Here is a 25,548-nt window from a genome sequence, read left to right as displayed (position 1 = left end):
GTTATGCACCTGATCATCTTTTCCAACATATTAACGCCCAGAATTAAATATATCTTCAATTTCATTTTTAAAGATGTTCTTAAAGCAGAAATAGAATTTACAGGCAACAGCCAATATTTTTTGCAAAGTACCCACATCAAAATCAGTTATGGCGATGAGCCTTTGGGTGAAGAACTTTTCTTTAAAAGCACCCCCTTGCTTTTCTCCAACAAATTAGAGGATATTAAACCAAAAACTTTATCATTTGGTGAATCTCAGGTACCGTTTCCTGTCGATCGGTCTGCCTTACCATTCGATGTTTTTGCGGCCTCCTTTTTTATAATCAGCCGTTACGAAGAATACCTTCATCATCGAAATACGGAAGATGCCTTTAAGGCATCAAAAAGTTACCAGCATAAATGGCGGGTGTTGGATAAGCCGATTATCGATGAGTGGGCATTGATGATTAAAAGTATCATCAGGAAAAAGCATCCGGACTTTAAATTTCAGGAAAAGAAATTTCAGCACTGGCCCACCATCCATTTTAGTATGTTAACCCATTTGCCTGAAGGTTTCCTGAACAGGACCAAATTTATTTTCAGTGCGCTTTTTAAAAAGGAAAATAATTACCTGAATGCTAAATTTGACAGGTTAACAGGAATCGGAATCAACAACGAACAAGTACTTGAGCAGGTAAACGAAATGTTTGCTTCAAAGAAAAATAGTCCCCTTTATTTCGTCGATTTTCCTGATGTTCCAATCGATTACATCAGAACAAATGATATTTCTAAAACCTTGAATAACCAATCGGTTGGTTTGTTGAGGCCCTGCGCCAGCGACAAGCAGAAAATGACTGAAATTAAAGAAGGTTTGGTGAAGCTAAAAAAGATAAACCCAAACCTCACCAAGCTAACCAGCCAGCAGCTGGATGCGTTAAGATTCCCAATATGCTATTTAAATCTCCTTAACTCCGGCATCACTTCTGATTATTCTATGGGTTACGATCATGTGATGGGGTTTCGGGCAGGAACATGTACACCATTTAACTGGTATGACCTTCAGTTGGAGAAAGTAACACCACTGGTAGTCAATTCATACTGTTTAACTGATCATATCCTGCAATTTCTAACCCGACCAGCAGCAGTAAAAGAAATGCACCAATATATTGATGCAGTTAAGGTGGTAAACGGAACTTTTTACAGTAGCTGGAACTTGAAAAGCTTGTCGGATCATCCCAAATACAGGAAGTTGAAGTCACTTTTCGAAGAAATGCTTCGTTATGCGGGGAACTGACTTTAATGAAACATAATTTAACCGGGAATTGCTACATTTAGTGATTAAACAATTTGCCGCAAATCTATAATATTTACGTAACACCATGATTTTCGATATCAGCAAGACAAAATCTATTGCCAATACTTTCATTGCAGAACTTCGTGACGAGCACATCCAGAAAGACTCGATGCGTTTTCGCAAAAACATGGAGCGGCTTGGCGAATTTTTCGCCTACGAGATCAGCAAATCATTGAAATATACCGACAAGGATATCGTAACTCCCTTAGGTGTATCAACTTGTGGTGTTTTGGCCGAGCAGCCCGTCCTGGCTACTATACTCAGGGCCGGACTTCCGCTTCAGCAGGGACTGCTCAACATCTTCGACAAAGGCGAATGCTGTTTTATCTCTGCTTATCGTAAAATGGATCAGGGAGAAGATTTTATCATTCAAATGGATTATATTTCTACTCCGGATCTGGATGGAAAAGTATTGATTATGGCTGATCCGATGCTGGCAACGGGACAAAGCATGGTGATGTGCTGTAAAGAGCTGATTAACCGCTATAAAATTGCCGAGCTTCATATTGTTGCTGCAATAGCGAGCGCCGAAGGTGTTGCCCACGTACGTGCCAACCTGCCTAAAGCAAAACTTTGGCTTGGCGCAATAGACCAGGAAATGACCAGTAAATCTTACATTGTGCCAGGCCTTGGCGACGCGGGCGATTTAGCTTATGGAGAGAAGGTTTAGGTTAGTCCTCAGTCTAGAGTCTTTAGTCCGGAGTCTGTAACGTTCAATATAAATGAATATCCTCTTTGTTTGCAGCAGAAACAAATGGCGTAGCGCAACTGCCGAAACCATGTATAAAAATCACCCCGGGCATCAGGTAAGATCAGCCGGAACGGAACCATCAGCAAGAATTAAAATCAATGCAAAACTGATTATCTGGGCTGATCTGATTTTTGTGATGGAGAAAAAACACAAACAAAGAATTACGGAACGTTTCCCTCAGGAAGTTTATGAAAAAGAAATAATTACTTTGGATATTCCAGATGATTATCAGTACATGGATGAGGCGCTTATAGAAGAAATTGATTTAAAAGTTGCCCATTATTTAGCCGAATTTGGATGATCATACTATCGGTTGCTGTCGCACCGGCCGAGATAGGGTTTGGAAATGAGCATGCAGTAATCCTTGGCGGTGGATAGCCCCGCTTTTCACTTTACTCCGTTTCACTTCGTGTTCGCTTCAATCGGGTTTGGCAACAAAGGCTACTGCACCCAATACCCCGAAAATGAAATGCAGCTGTAGCCATTTACCCCGGTTGCAGCGGTACCGTGCAAGCAACGAGGAACGAGGCAGCGAAGCGTATAAGCGGAAGGCGGGAGGAAATTTTATGTGCCGTACTGACTCTGCGCTGCTTTCAATAAGAATATTATACTATGGACTGGTGTCGCACCGACCGAGATAGGGTTTGAAAATGAGCATGCAGTAATCCTTGGCGGTGGATAGCCCCGCTTTTCACTTTACTCCGTTTCACTTCGTGTTCGCTTCAATCCGGGTTTAGCAACAAAGGCTGCTGCACCCAACACCCCGAAAATGAAATGCAGCTGTAGCCATTTATCCCCGGTTGCAGCGGTACCCTGCAAGCAACGAGGAACGAGGCAGCGAAGCGTATAAGCGGAAGACGGGAGGAAATTTTATGTGCCGTACTGGCTCTGCGCTGCTTTCAATAAGAATTAAGAATATTATACTATGGACTGGTGTCGCACCGGCCGAGATAGGGTTTGAAAATGAGCATGCAGTAATCCTCGGCGGTGGATAGCCCCGCTTTTCGCTTTACTCCGTTTCACTTCGTGTTCGCTTCAATCGGGTTTGGCAACAAAGGCTGCTGCACCCAACACCCCTAAAATGAAATGCAGGTGTAGCCAGATAGCCCCGGTTGCAGCGGTACCCTGCAGCAACGAGGAACAAGGCAGCGAAGCGTACAAGCGGAAGACGGGAGGAAACTCAGTGTTTTGTACTAAACCTGCGCTCCTTGCAATAAGAATATTATACTATAGGCTGGTGTCGCACCGACCGAAATAGGATTTGGAAATGAGCATGCAGTGGTCCTTGGTGATGTGTAGTCCCGATCATTTCAAATCCTCGCTATGTGAAGAAACTGGTTGTTTTATGAAGGTCTTCCGCTCCAATAAACAAGTTTAATGTATGCGTAATTTACTACATTAGACATGGTAGTAAATATAAAGCTTATCGAATCGGTTTAGGAACAAAGGTTGCTGCATCACAGTAGGAGAAAAAATGAAAAACGGCAATAAATAATCAAACTTAGGTTTATCTGTAAATCAGAGATCATTAAGTTACCTTTGTGAAAACATCATAAATGAAAAAACACATCTTCTTCGACCTAGACCATACTATTTGGGACTTCGACCGCAATGCAGAAGAAACACTAAATGAACTTTATCATACTTATCAGTTAGAAACACTTGGACTTAAATCCTGTGCCGATTTCATCAGTACTTACACCCAAAATAATCATCAGTTGTGGGCTGATTATCATCTAGGTAAAATCACCAAGGATTTTTTAAGGTCAGAACGCTTTAGCAAAACTTTTATTCAACTGGGTATTCATCCTGACGCAGTGCCGCATCAGTTTGAAGATGATTACGTCAGTATTTCACCTACCAAAACCAATTTATTTGAAGGTGCAGAAAATGTTTTAAGTTATCTACAGCAAAAATATACCCTTCATATTATTTCAAATGGTTTTAAGGAAACCACCTTAACCAAAATGAACCTTTCAAATCTTAATCCATATTTCGAAAATGTGATTATTTCGGAAGATGTAGGTGTAAACAAACCTAATCCCATCATTTTTGAATATGCCTTGGATAAAGCACAAGCGATCAAAGCAGAAAGCATCATGATAGGTGATAGCCTTGAAGCCGATATCTACGGCGCACTCAACTTTGGTATGGAAGCCATCTTTTTTAATCCTTTGCAAAAGGAAAAACCTGAAGATGTAAAACAGCAAATTGTTCATTTGAAAGAGTTATTAACAATTTTTTGAATACTGCTCTTTTTTGTTTTGGTTTTGGCATTTGTTTCGCATTAATTCAAAACACACACAAATGAAACCTTAATTAAAATGAAAAAAACCATCTTTTTAGGAGTGGCTGTGCTTTTTGCTACCCTAAGTTTCGCTCAAAACAACCGCAGATCTGCCGAAGTTTTCCTGGAAATCGTTAATCCGGGCAGGTACACCGTATATCTCGACGAAGAATTCGTTTCGTCTGCTACCGGCAGATTCCGTTTTTATGATGTCTATAATTCTGCACCCATACTATCTATTATTCAGGGCAATACGGTAATCTTAAAACAGCAGATCAGCGTGACCCCGGAACAAAGGCTTGTTTTAAGCTTGGATAATAGAAGTTTAATTACGCTGAAACAGCTGAATATCTTTCGAAACAGGCAGTACGCACTTGATGATTTTGATGATTACACCGGAGCTTTTAATACAGGCATTGTTCCGGCAATGCCGCCACAACCTGATCCTTACTACCGTTTATTATCTCCGGAGGCTTTTCAGGAATTTTATACCAGTTATAAAAGATCCAATTTTGACAGCGAAAGGGTAAGATTGATCAATGCGATCAGTAAAAATGCTTCGTTTTCCAGCAGTCAGAGCAAACTTATTCTTAAAACATTCACATTTGATGAAGAACGGTTAAAAATTGCCAAAAGCCTCTATCAAACCGTTGTAGATCCGCAAAATTATTTTACGATTGCCGAGATATTTGAATTTCCTTATTATAAAGATGAATTTTTAAAGTATTTGGAGAAACCGTAATTCGGCTTACCTTTATTAAATGACGGCTGCAAAAGTTAAGGCATCGATCCATAGGGTGGTCGATGCCTATAAATCGAAATTATCGCGTTACCCTGAAGATATTTTCCAGACTATTCCACCAATTTCCGGCTGGAGTTATAGCGAAGTATATTCACATATATTTGATTCGAGCCTGCTTTCGCTAATCGCCCTGGAAAATGCGGCAAACGGCAAAGGAGAAAGCAAACCCACTCATTTTATAGTAAAGCTGATATTATTGTTGGGCACATTACCTCCGGCACAAAAGTATAAAGTGCCTAAACGGCTGGAAGAGCGCGTAAAAAAAATCAGTAAAAAAGAAGCACTCGATTTTATTTTAGAATTTGAAAATGCTTTGGACGATAATTACCATTTGCTTGCACATGCAAAATTCACCAGCAAAACAAAACACCCAAGATTAGGGTATTTAAATGCTAAACACTGGCTTAGGTTTATAGAAATACATTTAAAGCATCACTTAAAACAGTTGGAAAGAATAGAAAAGAGCTTTCAGACCTAAATTAATACCTGGCTAATCCTAAAATCTGTGACCATAAATACGTTTTTTACCCTCCAATGCCTGCAATACATTTTGCCTGTTACGGTAGCAACAAAAAGAAGTGGTTAGCTTGTTATTCCTACGACTGATACTAAAAACAACTGAGACAAAGGCGCTGGAAACAAAAGAAGGGATAGTTCTAAAGACCATAAAATATTTTGAATTTTCAGCACCTTACTTAACACACATTTTTTTACATCTTTGCGTTAATGAAATTACCCACCATAAAAGGTTTTGACGAAGAAGCATTTAACAAGTATTTAAAGAATACCGGGTGGGTGATTTTCGGCAAAGGCCTGAGTTTGATTGTAAATGTTTTAATTACGCGTTATCTCGGCCCAATTCTATTTGGAGATTTAAGTTTTGGACTGTCTTTAGTTGCCATACTTGCGGCGGTGGGCGCTTTAGGCCTCGATACTTTCATTATCCGTGAAATTATTCAGGCCCCCAATAAACGCGATGAAATTCTTGGTACATCGCTATGGCTACGAATCGTGACAAATGCACTGCTCATTCCCATAGCTATTGGAATTTATCTCATCAGCCACCATCTGTCTTTTAAGCCAGGGCAACCTTTAACCTTATTGGTTGGTCTGCTCGCTTTTGCTTCTTTTTTTAAATCTTTTAATGTTATCGATGCCTATTTTCAATCGCAGGTACAGTCAAAGTATGTTGTGCAGGTTCAGAATCTATGTCTCATTATCATTTCCATTGTTAAGGTTACTATTATTGTATTGGGCCTGCCCTTAATTTATATTGTTTTTGCTTATGTTTTGGAAGGCTTAATCTTAGCATTAGGTTTGATTATCATTTACCAAAAAAGAGGGTTTAGTATTTTCGATTGGAGTTTTAACAAGGAAAGAGCAAAATCTCTGTTAAAAAAATCTTCTCCATTGATCCTTTCAGCTGTGATGGTCTCCATCTACATGAAAATCGATGTGGTAATGCTAAAAAGCATAGGTAGTAAGGCGATCGGGATCTATAGTTCTGCCCAGAATTTGAGTGAAGCCTGGTATTTCATCCCCGTTGCCATTGTCACCTCCGTATTTCCCGCATTATTAAATGCCAAAAAAACAGATTTAAACCGTTATCAAAAACGTCTTAAAAATCTCTACGATCTGCTTGTTTTTATAAGCCTGCCAGTTGCATTATTCATCAGCTTTTTTGCAGCAGACATTATCCATTTAATTTACAGGGGGAAATATGATGGAGCTGGTCCTATGCTTTCTATTCACATCTGGTCGGGTATTTTCGTGTTTCTTGGCACAGCAAGTTCCCAATATTTAGTTGCAGAAGGCTTCACCAAAATATCATTTTACAGAACTGCTGCGGGCGCAGTTGTAAATATCCTTCTAAATCTCTGGTTAATACCCAAATATGGTGGCATAGGCGCATCAGTTGCGACCCTTATAGCATGCTTTGTATCCACATTTTATCTTTTATTAATTCCAAAAACTCGGCAACAAGGCATAATGATGTTAAAATCACTATTTTTGGTCACCGCATTTCAAAAAATATTTAAACGTTGAGTACTCTTAAAGCATTAAGCACATTAATTGCAAAGCCAAGCAGGCTTAAGGCACTATTATCATACGGACATAAGGGCTACCTGAACAGCATTGGCTGGTTTACGGCCTTTGATAAAAAACAGGCTGTAGACGGAAAAGGTAAGGCTTTGCCTTGGGTAACCTATTCTTTTATCGATTTTATTAAAGAACGGATAAACAAATCACAGCATATTTTCGAATATGGTTCTGGCAGTTCAACCATTTTTTATGCTGAAAGAGCTGGCTCTGTAACTTCGGTTGAGCACGATAAAGGTTGGTTTGATAAAGTTAAAAACACAAGTCCGGGAAATGCTGAAATGATATTCTGCCAGCTGGAGAAAGATGGAGAATACGCGAAAAAAGCAACGCTGATTGGCAAAAAATTCGATATTATTATTGTTGATGGACGCGACCGTGTAAACTGTTGCAAATATAGCGTTGATGCCCTTTCAGCAAATGGCGTACTTGTTCTGGATGATAGTGAACGTGAGGTTTATCAGCCTGCCCGCACCTTATTAAAAGCCAAAGGTTTCAAAGAGATCAGCTTTAGCGGCATTTCGCCGGGGCTTTTCTATGAAAAAGCGACCTCTGTTTTTTATAAACAGGATAATTGCCTAGGTATTTAACCCATCAGAACCATGTTAAGCGAAGAAGTAAAAACAGCCTACGATAATTTTTATACCAATAGCGATGTAGCATGGAGAATGCTCGGCGCAAAATATAAAGCCCAAAACATTGTCGACGTATGCAAAGGACTAAAACCTAAAAAAGTACTGGAGGTTGGTGCCGGAGATGGCAGCATTTTACATTTTTTAAATGAATGGCATTTTGCGCCAGAACTTTATGCCTTAGAAATTGCCCAAAGCGGTGTTGACCTTATAAAAAGCCGTAAACTTTCCAGTTTAAAAGAAGCCCAAACTTTTGACGGTTACGAAATTCCTTATCAAGACAATACATTTGACCTGGTTATTCTTGCGCACGTTCTGGAGCATGTAGAACACGAAAGGCTACTCATCAGGGAATTAAAACGCGTAGCAAAATACATAGTAGTAGAAGTACCCAAAGACTACCGTTTTGATGTAGACAAACGCATGAAACACTTTCTGGATTATGGGCATATTAACATGTACACTCCAACTTCGCTCAGGTTTTTACTGCGAAGCGAAGGGCTGGAAATTTTAGCAGATAAGGTATCGATGACAGCTACTGAAACCGTAAAATTTAATGAGTTTGTGAACAGAAAAGTACCCAAAACGTTTACTAAAACGCTAAAAATAGAGCTTGAATACCGGATAAAGAAAACCTTAGGTAATTTATTAGGGAGGAAAAAGCAGGAACAGTTTGCCAACGCTTATACCGTGTTAACTCAAAAATCAGATCAAGAGTTACATATATTTTAGTAGTTAAGGATATTATTTAAGTTTGCCGTACTTTCGAAAAGTAGTTTTTTAAAAATCAATATGATTGACAGTAGAATTAACCTTCATGAAATCGTCATTGCGAGAAGGCTTTTTCAGCCGACGAAGCAATCTTTAAAACAAGAATCACTAGCCTGAAATGTTACTTTCTCAACGATTTGAACAAGCTGTTCCCCTATGCATCCGACAGCTATTAGGATGACGATCATTGGGTTATCGTCTGTTAATCATATAAAAGTGAACCCGAGATGTGATGCAGTAAGCAAAGCTAAATCTTATAAAAGATTTCTCCATTCCGCGGTGCTCCAGTCTAAATGACGTATTGAAAGTATAACTGGCCAGTTTATTGTAAGCTTAATAGAAATAAAACAACATGCAAAACCTTGCTCCGATCGCACTTTTCGTATACAACCGTCCGCAACATACTGAGCGAACATTACAATTTCTACAGCAAAATGAGCTTGCAGCAGAAAGCCATTTGTATATTTTCTCTGATGGTGCCAAAACCGATACCGATAAAGAAAAAGTTGCCGAAGTAAGAAAAATCATTAAAAAAGCTGATGGCTTTAAATCTGTTAAAGTAATTGAGAGTAAGATTAATGCAGGCTTAGCCAATGCCATAATTACAGGAGTTACCCAATTAATTGAAGAGTACGATCAGGTAATCGTATTTGAAGATGATCTCATTACTTCTCCACATACCCTGGCCTACTTTAATAATGCCTTAAACCATTACCGGGAAGAGGAAAAAGTGATGCATATTGGCGCTTATATGTATCCTTTAAAAGCAGATGCTCTCCCTCAGTCCTTTTTCTACAGGGCAGCAACAAGTTGGGGTTGGGCAACTTGGGGAAGGGCATGGAAAAATTTCGAACCGAATATTGATGTTCTTCTTAAACAGTTTGATAAAAAGAAGAGCGCTGCATTTTCAATTGATCATAAAATGAATTTCTGGAAACAGATGCAGGAATTTAAAAAAGGAAAAAACAATAGCTGGGCCATAAGATGGTATGCCTCGATCTTTTTAAAAGGCGGTATAACACTTAACCCGTCGCAATCACTGGTGAACAACATTGGCCACGATGGCACGGGTGTACATTCCGGAATCAATGATATCTATAACGTTATTATCAATCCTAAACAAATTGTTGAATTCCCAACCACAATAGCTGAAGACCCAATTGCATATCAAGCCATCAAACGCTTCTTAACTAAGCGAAAAGGCAATATGATTACACGGGTGAGACGTTTTGTTAAAGAAAAGCTTACACAATATTTCTCCAAAAAATAATAACAGTTCAACTATTACTCTTTTAGTTAATACGCTCACCGTTGTAAGCAATTAAAAAAATGACAAACCTTTTTTAATTGCTCATGTTGATTTTATAACATCGAAACTATAAAAAATAAAGACATGAAAACGACAACAGAAACAGCAGAGGTATTGAACGATCTGATCCAAATTAATAACGATCGAATTGAAGGTTATGAAAAAGCACGTCAGGAATTAAAAGATGAAGATGCCGATTTGAAGACATTATTTTTAAATATGATAGGCGAAAGCCAAAAATATAAAATGGCGCTGGCAACAGAAGTATCGGCTCTGGGTGAAGATATTGAAACAGGAACCACCAATTCCGGTAAAATTTACAGGGCCTGGATGGATGTAAAAGCACTATTTACCGGCCATGACCGCAAAACAGTTTTAAACAATTGCGAGTTTGGTGAGGATGCAGCACAAAATGCATATAAAATGGCTTTAGAGGCAGATGATATCCCATCAAATATCAGAGAATTAATTTCAGACCAAAAAGCAGCTTTAAGAGTGTCGCACGATGAAATTAAAAGATTACGTGATGCTCAGGCTTAAGTAAATTAAATATGAAAATAAAAACTCCTTCGATATGTGCGAAGGAGTTTTTTTATTACAGCGGTCATTTCCGCACAGTTGGGAATCTATAAACTTATTGGGTCACGATTTCCAATCAAGTTGGGAATGACGATAACTGACAGAATAAATCAGTCAATAAACTACGATTCCAATTCCCGGTCTAAATGCTCTGTAACACGCTGAATCGTATTATCGATCGTATTACTTAAAATGGTTAGATAAGAACCTTTTTTAGCCGCATTAATGGCCATCTGTAAACATGCGGTACTTTTATGGTTTATAATAATTTCCTTATCAGGATCGACTTCTTTGATGCCTTTGATTAACAAATCAACCAGTTCCTGCTGCTGTCTGCCGCGGAGATATTTTTCCTGGCAAATGTAGATCTTATCAAACATCTGTGCAGAAATACGGGCGGTTTCCATAATATCCTCATCTCTTCTATCTCCTGTTGCCGAAATAATCCCAACCTGCTCTGTCGCCTCAACACCTTGAAGAAAAGCTTTTACACCATTAAATCCATCAGGATTATGCGCAAAATCAACCAGTACATTGAAATCTTTGAATCTGAAAATATTCATCCTGCCTGGTGTATGTGCTGCCGAGGGAATAAAGGTTTCTAAAGACAAACGGATATCCTCTGGTTTATAACCCCATAAATAGGTTGCTAAAGTGGCAGCAAGTACATTTTGGATCATAAAATTTACGGCACCACCGAAAGTTAAAGGAATGTGTGTCACTTTATCTACCCTTAATTTCCAATCACCGGTTTTAATGGTGATGTACCCATTTTCATAGATGGCAGCAATTCCGCCTTTTTTACAATGTTCTTTCACTACAGGATTATTTTCATCCATACTAAAATAAGCAACATTGCAACGGGCATCTTTAGCAATACGGACACAATAACCGTTATCGGCATTTAATACGGCCCAGCCTTTGCGGCGTACAGACCCAATCACAACGGCCTTTACCCGTGTTAAATCGTCAAGATTATGGATATCAGAAAGCCCCAGATGATCTTCCTGTATGTTGGTAACCACACCTATATCACAGGCATTAAATCCTAAACCTGCCCGTAAAATTCCGCCGCGAGCAGTTTCCAATACGGCAAATTCTACTGTCGGATCTTTTAAAATAAACTCCGCGCTCACCGGTCCGGTGGTATCACCTTTCATGAGCATGGTATTGTGTACATATACCCCATCACTGGTGGTAAAACCTACACGTTTGCCATTACTGCGGATAATATGCGCGATTAAACGGGTGGTGGTGGTTTTTCCATTGGTTCCGGTTACGGCAATGATCGGGATCTGAGACAACTTACCCTGCGGATAAAGCATATCAATTACCGGTGCCGCAACGTTACGCGGCAAGCCTTCGCTCGGCGCCAGGTGCATTCTAAAACCAGGAGCAGCGTTAACTTCCAATACCACTCCTCCGTTTTCGGTTAACGGCTGGGTGAGGTTCTGCGCCATGATATCAATACCGCAGATATCTAATCCGATTACCCTCGAAATCCGCTCACAGATAAAAATATTCTGTGGGTGAACAATGTCTGTAACGTCAATAGATGTTCCTCCTGTACTTAAATTAGCGGTCGATTTTAAATAAACCACCTCTCCCTTTTCCGGAACGGTTTCTAAAGTATATTCTTTTTTAGCCAATAAATCCAACGTATCGCGATCAACAGCTATTTCGGTTAACACATTCTCATGGCCGTAACCACGGCGCGGATCTTCATTTTCCTTGTCAATTAATTCCTGGATGGTATGGATCCCGTTTCCTTTTACATGTGCCGGATCTCGTTGAGCGGCAGCAACCACTTTATGATCGATAACCAGCACACGGAAGTCAAATCCGGTAATGTATTTTTCAATAATAACTCTTCTAGAATACGTTTTGGCATATTCAAAAGCCGCCACCGCATCTTCCATTGTTTTAACATTAATGGTTGCACCTTTACCATGGTTACCATCAAGTGGTTTGAAAACAAGAGGAAAGCCAACTTTTTTTACAGAAGCTTCCAGATCGTCAGGATTTGAAATCGTTACTCCTGAGGCTACCGGGATGGCAGCTTCTGTAAGCAACCGTTTCGTTTCTTCCTTATTACTGGCAATATCCACGGCAATACTGCTGGTTTTCTCAGTCATGGTAGCCCTAAAGCGCACCTGATTTTTACCATAGCCCAACTGTACCAGAGAACTTTTGTTCAATCGTATCCACGGAATGCTTCTTTTTACTGCTTCTTCTACAATCGAACCTGTACTTGGGCCTAAAGCTTCGAGTTCACGTATTTCCTTCATCCTTCGGATATCGTGTTCCAGATCATACTCTTCATCGTTGATCAAAGCTTCGGCAATCCTTACTGCTGCTTCGGCGGAGTAAACCCCTACCTTTTCTTCCAGATAACTAAAAACCACATTATAAATGCCTTCAGTTTTGGTCATACGTGTTCTGCCAAAGCCAGTTTCCATACCGGCAAGTGTCTGAATTTCGAGCGCAATGTGTTCTATCACATGTCCCATCCAGGTGCCTTCCTTTACACGGGTAAAAAAGCCGCCTTCAACACCTTTCGAACAACGGTGAGTAAACATGCTTGGCAGCAGTTTCTCCATCCTTTCGCTAAACCCTTCAATTACGTTGGTTGGTTTTTGTTCTAAATCTTCCAGGTCCAGTCGCATCTGGATCAATTTCTTCCTGTTAATGGACCATATGTTTGGTCCTCTTAATACTTGTATATTTAATATCTTCATGTAATGTTTTGTTCGTTTTTTTTGGCAAAGAGGAATCTTAAGAATCGCTCTTTATACTCCATATCAAGAATGAAATTGATGACTGTAAATTATGCATTTATTTTGAAAACAGACGTTTCATTTAGCTAAATCAATTTTAAGGCGTATTTGTTTTATTTTCAAGGGCAATCCTGTTAATTTTAGATTAAAATATTTCAACTTTTGTTAATAAATTGAATATTCTTTACAAAAAAAGTCGTGTTTTTTATCTTAAGCCTATATATTTGGGTTTTTCGATACAATTATAATAACACAAAGAATGGTTCCGAAAGGTAAACTCATCATCATTGGTGGCGCAATAAATACAGGTAGTTTTGCAGAGACTCAGTTTGGGTTACCTGAAAATATGAATTTCTTCGAGCGTGGAATCTTAAAACGGATTACTACAGAATCATTAAGAGATATTCAATCCCGTTTCGAGATTATTACCACAGCATCATTAATGCCAGAAAAAGTTGGTGAGGAATATATAAAAGCTTACGCACAACTAGAGGTGCATAATGTTGGCGTTCTTAATATTACTAACCGCGAAGAAGCCAATTCTGATGAAAATTACGAGCGTATCAAAGCTGCAGACGTAATTATCTTTACCGGTGGCGATCAGCTCCGTCTTTCTTCCATCTTCGGAGGAACCAAAACCCATCAGATTCTATTGGAAAAATATAGAAACGAACCTGTAGTTATTGCAGGAACTTCGGCAGGAGCTGCTGCAAGCTCCAAAAATATGATTTATCAGGGCAGCAGTAAAGACGCCTTACTAAAAGGAGAGGTTAAAATTACCGGAGGATTAGGCTTTATTGACGATGTAATTGTAGACACACATTTTGTTCAACGCGGCAGAATTGGCCGTTTGTTGTATGCTGCGGCCAGTAATCCTGGCATTTTAGGGATCGGACTCGGTGAAGATACCGGGCTTTTCATTTCTGATGGCCATAAGATGGAAGCCATTGGATCTGGAATGGTAATTTTAGTAGATGGCCGCACCATGGCCGATACCAATTTAACCGATGTAGAAATGGGGCAACCTGTTTCCATTAAAAACATGGTGGTCCATGTAATGTGTGATGGAGATGTATACGATTTAACAGACCATAGTCTGTTGATCCATCATCCAAAGGTTGTACCTGTAGCCTAGAGAGGTTTAAGGTGGAGGGCTTAGGGTGTATGGTTTAGCGTTCAAGATCTTACTTACCCTGTAAAATTCATTGAGGTTAGCTTAGTGTCTCATATCTATTGTCTCATATCTTTATCATACATCTCAATACTCAAATCTAACTCATGAAACTAATCATACATGGCGGTTTCTTCAGCGAATCGTCTACCAATCAGGAAACGAAAAAAGCTAAACAAGATGCTTTAGCATCAATTGTTATGCTCGGACATGAATATCTAAAAACACATACAGCTTTAGAAACCGTTGTTTATACGGTTGCGCTATTGGAAGATAACGAACTGTTTAACGCAGGTATAGGTTCACAGATCCAAAGTGATGGAAAAGTAAGGCTAAGTGCGGCCCTGATGGATGGTAAAACGGAGAAATTTAGTGGTGTAATTAATGTTGAAGAGATTAAAAACCCTATACAGGTTGCACAAAAACTACTCACGTATGATGACCGGGTATTGAGTGGTGACGGTGCCCGGCAGTTTGCCAGAACAAACGGATTTGAATACTTCAATCCGATTACCCCGCAACGCCAGTCAGAATACGAAGCTAAATTAAACCAAAAGAACAACAAAGGAACAGTGGGTTGCGTAGCACTTGACGCAGACGGAAACTTAGCCGCAGCAACCTCAACCGGGGGAAAAGGATTTGAAATTCCTTGCCGGGTGAGCGATTCAGCAACCGTAGCTGGCAACTATGCCAATCAACACGCGGGTATTTCATGTACCGGAGTAGGAGAAGATATTGTAAGTGGCGCTTTGGCTGCAAAAATTGTAACCCGCGTTACCGATGGTTTTTCTTTAAAAGAAGCATCTGATAAATCTTTTGCCGAGCTTAAGGCTTTTGATGGCTTTGCAGGTATTGTAGGTATTTCTGCAGCAGGTGAAGTTTACCACTGCGACTCACACCCTTACATGGTTTGGGCATCTTTTGATGTTAATTTACAGGTATTTAGCTAAAATTAGATTTAAAGTATTATTTTTGTTGCATGACCAAAATTGTATTGGCTTTATTTGGCCTTTTTGCAGCATTACAACTACAAGCTCAAAATCTAGATAAATCTGAGATCCAGGAACCTAATGGTAGTGCGATCAGAATAGCAGTTTCTAAATTTGAGCTGGAGGATGGGAATTCCTTTTTCGAGGAAGCCGAAGATTTTGAGCGAAAAGGCGACTACAATGAAGCGCTCACCTTATTTGGCAAAGCAGCTTTTGAATATAATTCCGTAAAAAACTTCAACAGATATGGGCTGGCCGTTATCAAGATGAGCAATATGCACTATCAACTTGGCCGTTTTGCCGATGCAGAGCAAATTCTCTTGAACGTGGCGCTAAAAAATTATTCCAAAACCGGGAACAGGGCAGGAATAATGAACACCTATAACCTTTTAGGCAAAGTTTACCTGGCCAACACCAAGTATACACAATCCATGTGGTTCTATACCCAGCAAGGTATCCTGGCAAAACAGTTAAAAAGCAACAATGCCTATATCGAATCTATTTTAGGCATTGTTCAGGTAAAAATTAAAAAGAAAGACTTTACACTCGCGCTGAGAGATTTAAAATCGGCCGAATGGCTGGCTAATTCCATCAAAACCACTCAATATAAAGCACAGATTAAAGATGCAAGGGAAATGATTGCCAATAAAACCGGCAAAAAGGTAAATCCAAGCTAATAAGCAACATATTCTGTAAATTCTCCTCTATTTGTTTTAAGATAGCCAGAAGCGGCTGTAATCAAATAAATTTTGTGTTTGGGTTAAAACAAAAAATAATAGTCAACGTTCTACATAAGAAATTGTTAAATAAAGAGCTTTTAGTTAGATTTGATAAAATTTTAACAAGAGACGGTAATAATGCTGTCTCTTTTTTGTTTTTTTGCTAAAATGGTATCATATTGGCTATATAGAATTGGAAATGGATTTTAAATCATTTAAAGAAATGTTAAAGAGGATATTTTTTGTAATTTTTACTGCGGCAGTACTTGCTTGTCATGCTGCCCCTAAAACTCAGCCAATGGTTGAGGGGGTTACCAATGTGAAACCTGATGAGCAGCAGCAACTTGTTATTAAAGAGGTGGTAAATTTGATTGAAAGCTATAATTATAAAAAAGTTAAGATCAACGATTCTATTTCATCGATTGTTTTAGATAAGTATATCAAATCTTTAGATCCGGGTAAAAATTATTTCCTGGCCTCGGATATCAAGGACTTTGAGAAATACAGATATACCTTAGATGATGATTTTAAAAACGGCGACTTAAGTGGTCCATTTTTTATCTATAACGTTTACGCTAAGCGCCTTAATGAATATTTTAATTATTCACTCGCACAGATTAAAACCAAATTTGATTTTAACCAAAACGACACTTATGTTTACGACAGAGAGAAACAGCCATGGGCAACTTCCTCCACAGCATTAAATGATAACTGGAAAAAAAGGGTAAAATACGAATTGATTAATTTGAATCTGGCCGGTACTGCTGAAGCAAAGAATGTAGAGACATTAACCAAACGTTATAAAAATTTACAATCACAAACTTCAAAAACCAATAATCAGGACGTTTTTCAAATTTTGATGGATGCTTTTACCGAATCCATTGATCCACATACCAATTATTTTAACCCAACCAATGCCGCAGCATTTAACGAAGACATGTCACGCTCTTTTGAAGGTATTGGCGCCCGCTTACAGTTGGAAAATGAGGTAGTTAAAATTTCTGAAATTATTGCCGGCGGACCTGCATTTAAAGGCAAACAGCTAAGTGCAGGCGACCGTATTATTGCGGTAGCGCAGGGCGATGGTGAGTTTGTGGATGTTGTGGGATGGAGATTAGATAACACTGTTTCGAAAATCAAAGGTCCGAAAGGGACAAAAGTGCGGTTAAAAGTGATACCGGCAGGGAAAGAAATGTCATCCAAACCGGTAATTATCGAATTGGTTCGTGATCGAATCGTTTTGGAAGAAACATCTGCCAAAAAGAAAGTTAAAACCATCAACAGTAACGGTAAAGAATATAAAATCGGGATTATTACCTTACCTGCATTTTACGCAGATTTTAAAGCTGCAAATGCAGGCGATAAAAATTACAAAAGCACCACCCGTGATGTTAAAAAGTTAATCGACTCGTTAAAGACCTTCGATAAGGTAAATGCAATCGTAATGGACTTACGTGGAAACGGTGGGGGTTCATTGGTTGAAGCTATTTCGTTAACGGGATTATTTATCGATCGGGGGCCTGTTGTACAGGTAAAAGATTTACGTGGCAAAATCGAGGTAGATGAAGATGAAAATAGTGGTGTAGCCTGGGATGGTCCATTTGGCGTAATGGTTGACCGTTTAAGTGCATCAGCATCAGAAATTTTTGCAGGGGCTATACAGGATTATGGACGTGGAATTATTATGGGCAGCCAAACCTATGGTAAAGGTACCGTGCAATCTTCAATCGATTTAAATAAACTGGTTAACCCTGGCATGCTGCAGAGATTAGCAGGATTAATTGCTAAAGATAAAACCATTGGAACTTCTCCTAACAGTACCAACCCTGCAGATATTAATTTAGGTCAGATTAATTTAACCATGGCGAAATTTTATCGTGTGGCCGGTAGCAGTACGCAGCACAAGGGTGTAACTCCTGATGTTGCTTTTCCTTCTGTTTATCCGATGGATAAAATCGGAGAGGATACTGAATCATCCGCTTTGCCATGGGATGTTATTCCTAGTTCGAACTTCAAAGCAGTTGCCAATTTGAGTGCTGTTAAAGCGCAATTGATCAAAAACAGCGAGCAGCGTGTTGCAAACTCATTGGATTTTAAATACCTGAAACAAGATGTTGCAGACCTTAAAAAACGTGATAGCGAAGTTTCTGTGACGTTGAACGAGGCTAAACTTAAAGCAGAGCGAGATGCACAGGAAGCTAAAACCCTTGCCAGACAAAATGAATTAAGGGCATTAAGAGGATTGCCAGCGCTTAAAAAGGGCGCCAAAGTTACCAAGCAGGATGCATTCGATTTCATTGAAGATGAATCACTAAAAGTAATGGGCGATTTCATGCAACAATCAGGGAATTATGTGATGAATCTGGGTATAACACCGTCAAAACTTTAATAAACGGGATTTATACAGAGCGAGCTATCTTATTGAGGTAGCTCGCTTTTTTTTCATTTCAATTAAATGATTGTCTGAATGCTGAAGGGGTAAGGTTTGTTTTTGATTTGAACAGTTTTGTAAAAGATTGTAAATGTTCGAAACCGAGTGCATAAGCAATTTCACTAACTGAAAGATCTGTTGTAGAAAGCTTTTCTTTTGCTAAATCAATCACTTTCTGATGCAAATATTGTTGGGTGTTTTGGCCAATAAGCGTTTTCAATAATCCAGATAGATATCCCGGCGAAACATTGAGCCTTTGGGCAATGTAAGTTACTGTTGGTAATCCCCTGTTACCATAATGATCGTCTGCAAAATAGCCTTTAACAACATGTTCCAGTCGATCAAGCAGCTGGTGATTAACCGCTTTACGCGTTATAAATTGACGGCCATAAAAGCGTTGTGCGTAGTTAAGAAGAAGCTCTATTTGTGCTATTATAACATTTTCAGTAAAATGATCGATATTGTTATTGGTTTCATTTTCCACCAATTTGGCGATCGAATTAAGTAATGCTTCTTCATTTTCAGAAACATGTAAAGCCTCAGACAGCGAGTAGCTAAAGAAATCATAATTCTTAATTGCTTTGGCTAAATGAGTGTGCCAAAGTAAATCCGAATGAAAAAGTATCATCCAGCCCGTTGGGCGATGGGTTTTATTCTGATCAGTTTCGACCGTAAACACCTGCCCCGGAGCCATGAAAAATAAAACACCATTGTCAAAATCACTGATTTTTTGCCCATATTTAATTTTCGCATCAGGTACTCGTTTAAGCGCTATGGAGTAGAAATCAAAAATTATAGTTTTTAATCGGCCAGCAGATGGCAGATTAACCTCTTCCATATTAACAACACTAACTAACGGATGAACAGGTTGAGGCAACCCTGCAAGTTTATGATAAGCTGATATTGTTTTAAAATGGTAACGGTTCGAAATTTCCATGATACAATTTACTTAAAAATAAATGCCACGCTCCAAATCTTCAAGCAAACCGGAACATTGAGGTTCCCAATTTAAAAGTTCGCTGGTTAAACGCCCGGAAGCCGGCCCATCTACCGCTGCAAAATGCTCAAACCAACCAAAATGTCCGGCTGCCTCCTTTTTAGGTATAGAAACAACCGGTAAACCGAGCTGTTTGCCAATGGCCTCTGCTATTGCTTTAAAGGGGATTGATTCTTCAGCTACGCCATGAAAACGTGTTCTTGGCGTAGCTTGTTCTAACGCCAACCTATAAAGTTTCGCGGCATCAAGCCGGTGGATACCTGTCCACCTGTTTTCTCCGTCACCAATATAAGCCGATAAACCCGTTTTTCGGGCGATATCAATCAGCATGGGGACGAAGCCATGATGATCACCTTCACCATGTACAGACGGCGATAAACGAACCACCGATACACGAATATCTTTCGTCGCAAGTGTATCAACAGCCTTCTCAGAAGCTAGCCTGGGATTTCGACCATTATAATCAGGCAGCATATCTTCTGTGGCCAATATGCCGGGATTAACCAAAAGCGTTGCGGAAGTTACAATAAAGGGTTTATTGGTTCCTGAAAGCGAGTTCCCAATAGCTTCTATGGCAAGCCTATCGATTTCGCAAACCGCTTCGAATCGTGAAAAATCATGTATAAAGCCAGTGTGAATAACACCGTCAGCCAATTTTGCACCCTCCTGTAAACGCTGTAAATTTTCCAAATCCCCTTTGTGTACTTCGGCTCCGGCAAGTACAAGCGCCTTTTCAGCTACCTCATTCCTCGCTAAACCTAAAACCTCATAACCTGCGCTAATTAACTCTTTTACTACTGCAGAACCGACAAATCCGGTTGCACCTGTGACAAAAACTTTCATCGTGATTAATTTAATTTTAAATAGTGTACAATAATTACATTCCGATTGATATCAATCGCATTTCATGATCACTCAAAATTCAATTAATTTAATGGTAACAATTTAGGCTAATCAATTCTTCATTTAGCCAAAACGAATAATTAAGGCAAAAAAAAGACTGCTACGCTTTGCAACAGTCTTTCGGTATCAAAAATACGCTAACCCTTCTTCGGAGGATTCTGCCCCAGCTGCATGGCCATCATTTCTTTCATGGTTTTATTCATGCCCTCGGTACTGCCATCTAAGAAAATGATATTTCCATCGCCATATTCTGCAAATTGTTTAATGGCCTCTGTCCACATGGTAAATAAGATTACCGAAGTATCCAGATTTGCCTGTTGCATTTCGTGCGCAGCATTTGTCATACCTTTTGCCACTTCTTCCCTAAACAATGCGATACCCTGACCGCGTAATTGTGCAGCTTCGCGCTCTGCCGTGGCAGCAATTTTAATAGCGTTACCATCAGCCTCTGCAGCTTTGGTTTTGGTGATCAATAAAGCCTGTCCTTCGTTTTCGGCAGCAGCCTTTAAGTTGTTTGATGCTACCACCCGGCTCATGGAGCGCATAATCTCCTCATCAAAAGTGATATCGTTCAACTGAAGGTCCTGAAGATGGTAACCCCATCCATCCAATACCTGATCAATCTGTTCCTTAACATGAAGTACAATTTCGTTTCGCTGGGCCAATACGTTAGCTTGCTTTTGCGTAGCTACATATGCCCTGATCGAACCTTCAATAGTTCTGATCAACGCCTGCATTAAATTAGTGGCATCAACAAATTTAAAGGCTACATTTTTGATGGTTTCTTCATCCTGGTTAATTACTGAGTAAAGCAACATGGCCTTGAAATAAACATTGGCCTGGTCCTGCGTTACGGCCTGGAAAGAAAGTTCAACCGAGCGGTTTTGGATCGATATCCGTGAATAAATCTGTTCTATTAAAGGAATTTTAAAATTTAAACCTGGCCTTAAAAGCCTTTGGTACTTACCAAAAACCGTAACAACCGCAATAGTGCCTTGTTTAACGGTGACGAATGAACTTAGCAGTATTATAACTCCTATTACTACTAAAATATAAACGGTGTATTGCATAATTAGATTTTTTCATGAAGGTATAAAAATTCATACAAACTACACCAGGCATTTCGTAGCTTTAAGTTTTTTCAAACTAACTTATATCAATCGAAAACATCAGGATTTTTCAAACCCTCCAGTGGTATGAATAAATATGATAACTTAAAAAACAAAATTTATACAGATGAAAATTAAATTATTTCTTCCAGCGGCAGGCATTTTGCTATGTGCGGCATGTCAGAATAAAAGCCATCAGGAAACAGATATGGCAAATATACGTACCGTTTTTTTTGATAAGGCTGGCATGGACACCACTGTAAAACCAGGTGACAACTTTTTCCTTTATGCCAATGGAAAATGGATGAAAAACACGGAAATACCTAAAACCGAAACAGGGTGGGGTTCTTTTTACACCTTATATAATGATAACCTGAAGAACCTGAAAAACATTCTTGAAAATGCTTCCAAAGCGAAAGCAGCCAAAGGAAGTGCCGAACAGAAAGTTGGCGATTTTTACACCAGCGGCATGGACACGCTTACTATTGAAAAATTGGGTATCGAACCTATAAAGCCGCTTTTAAGTAAAATAGATAAAATTAAAAATGATCAGGATTTAATCAGTTTCATTGCCGAAGGCTATAAAAATGGTGAAGGTGATTTATTAGGCTTTGGTGTTGAACCAGATGACAAATTAAGTGTTAAAAATGCACTGTCATTCACCCAGGCTGGCATTACCTTACCAGATCGCAGTTATTATCTCGAACAGGATGATAAAGCAAAAAAGATCAGATCAGAGTACATCAAATACATCACAAAAATCTTTACCCTTTCAGGCGATTCGGCAAACGCAGCTAAATATGCCGCTGATATCTTAAAACTGGAAACAGCTATTGCCCAGTCCCATTCAACACCTGTTGAACTGCGCGATCCACAGAAAAACTATCACAAAATGACGATTGCTGATTTTCAAAAACTGACCCCAAATATGGAGTGGAAATCTGTTCTAAACAAACTAGGTGCAAGCACGGATACCGTTATTGTCAGGCAGCCGAAATATTATCAGACATTATCAGTTCTTTTGAAAAGTCAGCCTATAGAAATCTGGAAAGAAAAGTTAAAATTTGATGCACTGAACGAATCGGCAAATGCTTTTACCAAAAAATTCAGAGATGCCAGGTTTGACTTTTTTTCTAAAACACTGTTTGGTCAGCAAGCGCCTACAGAAAGATGGAAAGCGATTGTGAATGCTACCGATCGTAATTTAGGCGAGCTTTTAGGCCAGTTATATGCCGAAAAGTATTTCAAGCCAGAGGCTAAAGAGCGTATGCTAACCTTGGTAAACAATTTACAGAAAGTATATGCAGAAAGAATCCAGAAAGTAGACTGGATGACACCAGATACCAAAAAGAAAGCTTTGGAAAAACTAAATGCCTTCATTAAAAAAATCGGTTATCCTGATAAATGGAAAAAATACGATGACGTAGAGATTTCGAAAAACACTTATTATGCCAATCTTCAGTCGGCAAGCAAACATGCTTATAAAGAAATGATGGATAAGCTGGGTAAAAATGTAGATAAAACAGAATGGGGCATGACGCCACCTACTGTTAATGCCTATTACAATCCATCCTTCAACGAGATTGTTTTCCCCGCTGGAATTTTACAGTTTCCATTCTTTGATTTTAGCGCAGATGATGCCATTAATTATGGTGCAATCGGTGCAGTAATTGGTCATGAAATGACACACGGTTTCGACGATCAGGGCCGCCAGTATGATGCAATGGGTAATTTAAAAGAATGGTGGACAAAAGCCGATGCTGATCAATTTAAAGCGAAGGCTGGTAAAGTAGAAAAATTTTACGACAACTTCTCGCTATTAGACAATCAGCACGTAAACGGTTCATTAACATTGGGCGAAAACCTGGCTGATATTGGTGGGTTGAACATTGCATATGATGCTTTTAAATTAACAGAACAAGGAAAAGCTGACAAAAAGATTGATGGTTTTACACCTGATCAGCGTTTCTTTTTAAGTTTTGCCCAGGTATGGCGAATCAAAACCCGCGATGAAAGTATGCGCGTAAGGTTGAAAACAGATCCGCATAGCCCGGAGATGTTCCGTGTGAACGGGCCCGTTTATAACATGGAAGCCTTTTATAAAGCATTTAACATTCCTACAACCGCAAAAATGTATATTGCACCAGCCAGCAGGTTAGGCGTTTGGTAAAATTTAAAAGCATAATTTTAAAATATACGTTTGCAAACTATGATCCCGGAATTGATCAACTCGTAAATTCCGGGATCAGCTTTATTTTGCAGTTGATATTATTGCAACAACCTCCACTCACTTAATTGCAAATCTACGCTCCCGTTATTGGCAGTAATAAAGAGTTTATAATATTTGTATGCGGTAGTGTTTGAAATCAACATTTTTTTTGTTTGCCTTCTTAAGCCAAAAGTTTCGTTACTTCGGATATCGAGTTGAGTATAATTCGTACCATCGTTAGATCCCATAAGTTTCCAGCTTTTCGGATCACGATCCGGTGCATCGTTCCCCGCAGTAATTGTATATCCTTTTACCACCTGACTGCCAGGAAAAGTGAGTTGTGCCCAAAAAGTGTTAGGGTAAGCTCCCAAAAAGAACTTGGTATTATAATAGCTATCAGAAAGTTTAGCAGAACCTTCAGCTGCAGCAGCACCGCCAGCATTTTCGTTACTCACACTCACAACTGCCTGGCTGCTTATATCTTTCAGGTATGTTACACCGGGAAAGGCGGTTTTTGCCGCATTCAACTGTGCCACCCAATCATTGCCCTGCTCATCCAGGTTACCAAAAGCGCTTAAGGCAAGCGGCTTTAAATCCATCCCTGTTGCGCCGCTCCAGAAGTGGATAAACTCGCCATAATTCATTGATCTTGAAAAGCGCTGTATATTGGTTTGCCCATTATTTACGGTTTGTTTAGGAAAATACTGTGCCAGCAGGCTGAAATACTTATTCAGTGAAGAAGCATCGCCCTGTTGCGAGTAGATAGGGAAAAACCAGTCTCTAAACCAATACGTTTGCGCACGTGGATAGCTTTCCGATCCATTGGCAACCAAATTATACCAACGTTGCACATCAGCCGAACGGTTAAGGCCAATGTAAACATCATAAATGTAAATTTCCATCCATTTACTATCGTGCCAGATACCAAAGGCAGGCGAATTAAGTACATTACGCGAAGCACCTTCTACAATATGCCCCACCTCATGTGTGGTAAGATCCAGATCGTTCCCTGTCCCACTGAGCCAGGCACTTGTGCTCGAGGATCCCACATCGATTACATTTCGGTAATCGTGGCTGGCATCCATGTAAGTGCTCGGATGCCCCCCGCTATATTTTCCGGTATGAAAAATGGCCCATAAGCGAGAGTCAGTACCAAACGACCCATATTTACTTTTGGTATAATTCCAAACCTGAGCTAAATACGTATTGGGCCAGGTAACCGTACTGCTTACATCATTATCGTGGTAAACTACAATGCTCGTATCGTGGTAAAACCGTTGCAATACCTGCACATGGTCAAACCAATGTTCTTGCCAGGTAAGCGGAGGATCGGCAAGCAGGGTGTTGTTTACATTTGCCACGGCATTTTTTGTGATTGCAGGTTGAGATTCTTCCAGTCCTTTTTTGGAACAAGAGAGTAAAGCTGCAAAAATCAGCATGCCCAAGAGGATAGTCCGTTTGTTTTTCATCTGTTTAGATTGTTTTAATGTTAGAAGGGATCTCTTAAAGTGGTTAGTAAGATCACAGTCTATTTCATTGGGGTTAATATTTAGGTTGAGTTGATTCCTGAAATTAAGTAATTGTGTTTCCCCTGCTGTTCTCTATTCACAAAATGATAAAAGTGATATATCTGGTTATAATAAAACGTTTTAGTAATAATTAAAAATTTAATCCACCTGT

At 39.4% G+C, this 25,548-nt stretch carries 21 protein-coding genes; 16 read left to right on the top strand and 5 right to left on the bottom strand.

The annotated features are described in order from the left end of the window. Positions 1-3 precede the first annotated feature (3 nt). The 11 genes from ACIQXP_RS10830 (at position 4) to ACIQXP_RS10780 (ending at position 10,524) form a co-directional block, all read left to right on the top strand. On the top strand, positions 4-1,272 hold the full coding sequence (locus ACIQXP_RS10830) for a DUF7033 domain-containing protein (protein WP_387505380.1): 1,269 nt from the start codon (positions 4-6) through the stop codon (positions 1,270-1,272). An 85-nt stretch (positions 1,273-1,357) separates the two neighbouring features. Next, a complete protein-coding gene (gene upp / locus ACIQXP_RS10825) occupies positions 1,358-2,002 on the top strand; it encodes a uracil phosphoribosyltransferase (RefSeq protein WP_293743957.1) in 645 nt (214 codons plus the stop codon). Positions 2,003-2,054: 52 nt separating this feature from the next. Continuing rightward, the gene (locus ACIQXP_RS10820) at positions 2,055-2,384 is read left to right on the top strand and encodes a low molecular weight protein tyrosine phosphatase family protein (protein ID WP_293743956.1); all 330 of its coding nucleotides are present in this window, start codon (positions 2,055-2,057) and stop codon (positions 2,382-2,384) included. A gap of 1,255 nt (positions 2,385-3,639) precedes the next feature. Further along, on the top strand, positions 3,640-4,329 hold the full coding sequence (locus ACIQXP_RS10815; RefSeq protein ID WP_387505381.1) for a YjjG family noncanonical pyrimidine nucleotidase: 690 nt from the start codon (positions 3,640-3,642) through the stop codon (positions 4,327-4,329). Positions 4,330-4,407: 78 nt separating this feature from the next. Further along, entirely contained in the window at positions 4,408-5,112 is a 705-nt protein-coding gene (locus tag ACIQXP_RS10810) for a proline and serine-rich protein 1 family protein (protein WP_293743954.1), read from the top strand. A 19-nt stretch (positions 5,113-5,131) separates the two neighbouring features. Further along, a complete protein-coding gene (locus ACIQXP_RS10805) occupies positions 5,132-5,650 on the top strand; it encodes a DinB family protein (RefSeq protein ID WP_387505382.1) in 519 nt (172 codons plus the stop codon). A gap of 248 nt (positions 5,651-5,898) precedes the next feature. After that, a complete protein-coding gene (locus ACIQXP_RS10800; protein WP_387505383.1) occupies positions 5,899-7,218 on the top strand; it encodes a flippase in 1,320 nt (439 codons plus the stop codon). After that, positions 7,215-7,862 carry an O-methyltransferase gene (locus ACIQXP_RS10795; protein WP_090980899.1) on the top strand — a complete coding sequence of 216 codons (648 nt, stop codon included), beginning with the start codon at positions 7,215-7,217 and terminating at the stop codon, positions 7,860-7,862. Before ACIQXP_RS10800 ends, ACIQXP_RS10795 begins: the two co-directional genes overlap by 4 nt. 12 nt (positions 7,863-7,874) lie before the next feature. Beyond that, positions 7,875-8,636 (top strand): class I SAM-dependent methyltransferase, encoded by a 762-nt coding sequence (locus ACIQXP_RS10790; RefSeq protein ID WP_387505384.1) that lies wholly within the window; start codon positions 7,875-7,877, stop codon positions 8,634-8,636. A 391-nt stretch (positions 8,637-9,027) separates the two neighbouring features. Continuing rightward, complete coding sequence (locus ACIQXP_RS10785; RefSeq protein WP_387505385.1) at positions 9,028-9,945, top strand: glycosyltransferase; 918 nt, start codon at positions 9,028-9,030, stop codon at positions 9,943-9,945. 123 nt (positions 9,946-10,068) lie between these two features. Further along, the gene (locus ACIQXP_RS10780) at positions 10,069-10,524 is read left to right on the top strand and encodes a PA2169 family four-helix-bundle protein (RefSeq protein ID WP_090980907.1); all 456 of its coding nucleotides are present in this window, start codon (positions 10,069-10,071) and stop codon (positions 10,522-10,524) included. Positions 10,525-10,685: 161 nt separating this feature from the next. On the opposite strand, the gene cphA is transcribed toward ACIQXP_RS10780, so the two are convergent. Continuing rightward, positions 10,686-13,301, bottom strand: coding sequence for a cyanophycin synthetase (cphA, locus tag ACIQXP_RS10775; protein WP_387505386.1), 2,616 nt, complete (start codon positions 13,299-13,301; stop codon positions 10,686-10,688). 298 nt (positions 13,302-13,599) lie between these two features. Between cphA and ACIQXP_RS10770 the strand changes: the two genes are divergently transcribed. The 4 genes from ACIQXP_RS10770 (at position 13,600) to ACIQXP_RS10755 (ending at position 18,608) form a co-directional block, all read left to right on the top strand. After that, positions 13,600-14,475 (top strand): cyanophycinase, encoded by an 876-nt coding sequence (locus tag ACIQXP_RS10770; RefSeq protein WP_090980911.1) that lies wholly within the window; start codon positions 13,600-13,602, stop codon positions 14,473-14,475. 143 nt (positions 14,476-14,618) lie between these two features. Then, positions 14,619-15,461 (top strand): isoaspartyl peptidase/L-asparaginase, encoded by an 843-nt coding sequence (locus ACIQXP_RS10765; protein WP_293743945.1) that lies wholly within the window; start codon positions 14,619-14,621, stop codon positions 15,459-15,461. A 29-nt stretch (positions 15,462-15,490) separates the two neighbouring features. After that, positions 15,491-16,177 carry a tetratricopeptide repeat protein gene (locus ACIQXP_RS10760; RefSeq protein ID WP_293743943.1) on the top strand — a complete coding sequence of 229 codons (687 nt, stop codon included), beginning with the start codon at positions 15,491-15,493 and terminating at the stop codon, positions 16,175-16,177. A 265-nt stretch (positions 16,178-16,442) separates the two neighbouring features. Next, the gene (locus tag ACIQXP_RS10755) at positions 16,443-18,608 is read left to right on the top strand and encodes a carboxy terminal-processing peptidase (protein WP_387505387.1); all 2,166 of its coding nucleotides are present in this window, start codon (positions 16,443-16,445) and stop codon (positions 18,606-18,608) included. A gap of 58 nt (positions 18,609-18,666) precedes the next feature. Here ACIQXP_RS10755 and ACIQXP_RS10750 read toward each other — a convergent pair whose 3' ends face one another. The 3 genes from ACIQXP_RS10750 to ACIQXP_RS10740 form a co-directional block, all read right to left on the bottom strand. Further along, positions 18,667-19,587 carry a helix-turn-helix domain-containing protein gene (locus tag ACIQXP_RS10750; RefSeq protein WP_387505388.1) on the bottom strand — a complete coding sequence of 307 codons (921 nt, stop codon included), beginning with the start codon at positions 19,585-19,587 and terminating at the stop codon, positions 18,667-18,669. Between the two features lie 12 nt (positions 19,588-19,599). After that, positions 19,600-20,490 carry an SDR family oxidoreductase gene (locus ACIQXP_RS10745; RefSeq protein WP_387505389.1) on the bottom strand — a complete coding sequence of 297 codons (891 nt, stop codon included), beginning with the start codon at positions 20,488-20,490 and terminating at the stop codon, positions 19,600-19,602. Between the two features lie 197 nt (positions 20,491-20,687). Next, the gene (locus ACIQXP_RS10740; protein ID WP_293743936.1) at positions 20,688-21,620 is read right to left on the bottom strand and encodes an SPFH domain-containing protein; all 933 of its coding nucleotides are present in this window, start codon (positions 21,618-21,620) and stop codon (positions 20,688-20,690) included. Between the two features lie 166 nt (positions 21,621-21,786). Here ACIQXP_RS10740 and ACIQXP_RS10735 point away from each other — a divergent pair, with 166 nt between their 5' ends. Beyond that, positions 21,787-23,829, top strand: coding sequence for a M13 family metallopeptidase (locus ACIQXP_RS10735; RefSeq protein ID WP_387505390.1), 2,043 nt, complete (start codon positions 21,787-21,789; stop codon positions 23,827-23,829). 98 nt (positions 23,830-23,927) lie between these two features. On the opposite strand, the gene ACIQXP_RS10730 is transcribed toward ACIQXP_RS10735, so the two are convergent. Then, a complete protein-coding gene (locus tag ACIQXP_RS10730; RefSeq protein ID WP_387505391.1) occupies positions 23,928-25,337 on the bottom strand; it encodes a hypothetical protein in 1,410 nt (469 codons plus the stop codon). Between the last annotated feature and the right edge of the window lie 211 nt (positions 25,338-25,548).

It is taken from the genome of Pedobacter suwonensis (assembly GCF_044762335.1).
GTDB lineage: Bacteria > Bacteroidota > Bacteroidia > Sphingobacteriales > Sphingobacteriaceae > Pedobacter.
The sequence above is the reverse complement of the archived record's forward strand: the minus strand, read 5'-3'. Positions and strand labels throughout refer to the sequence as shown.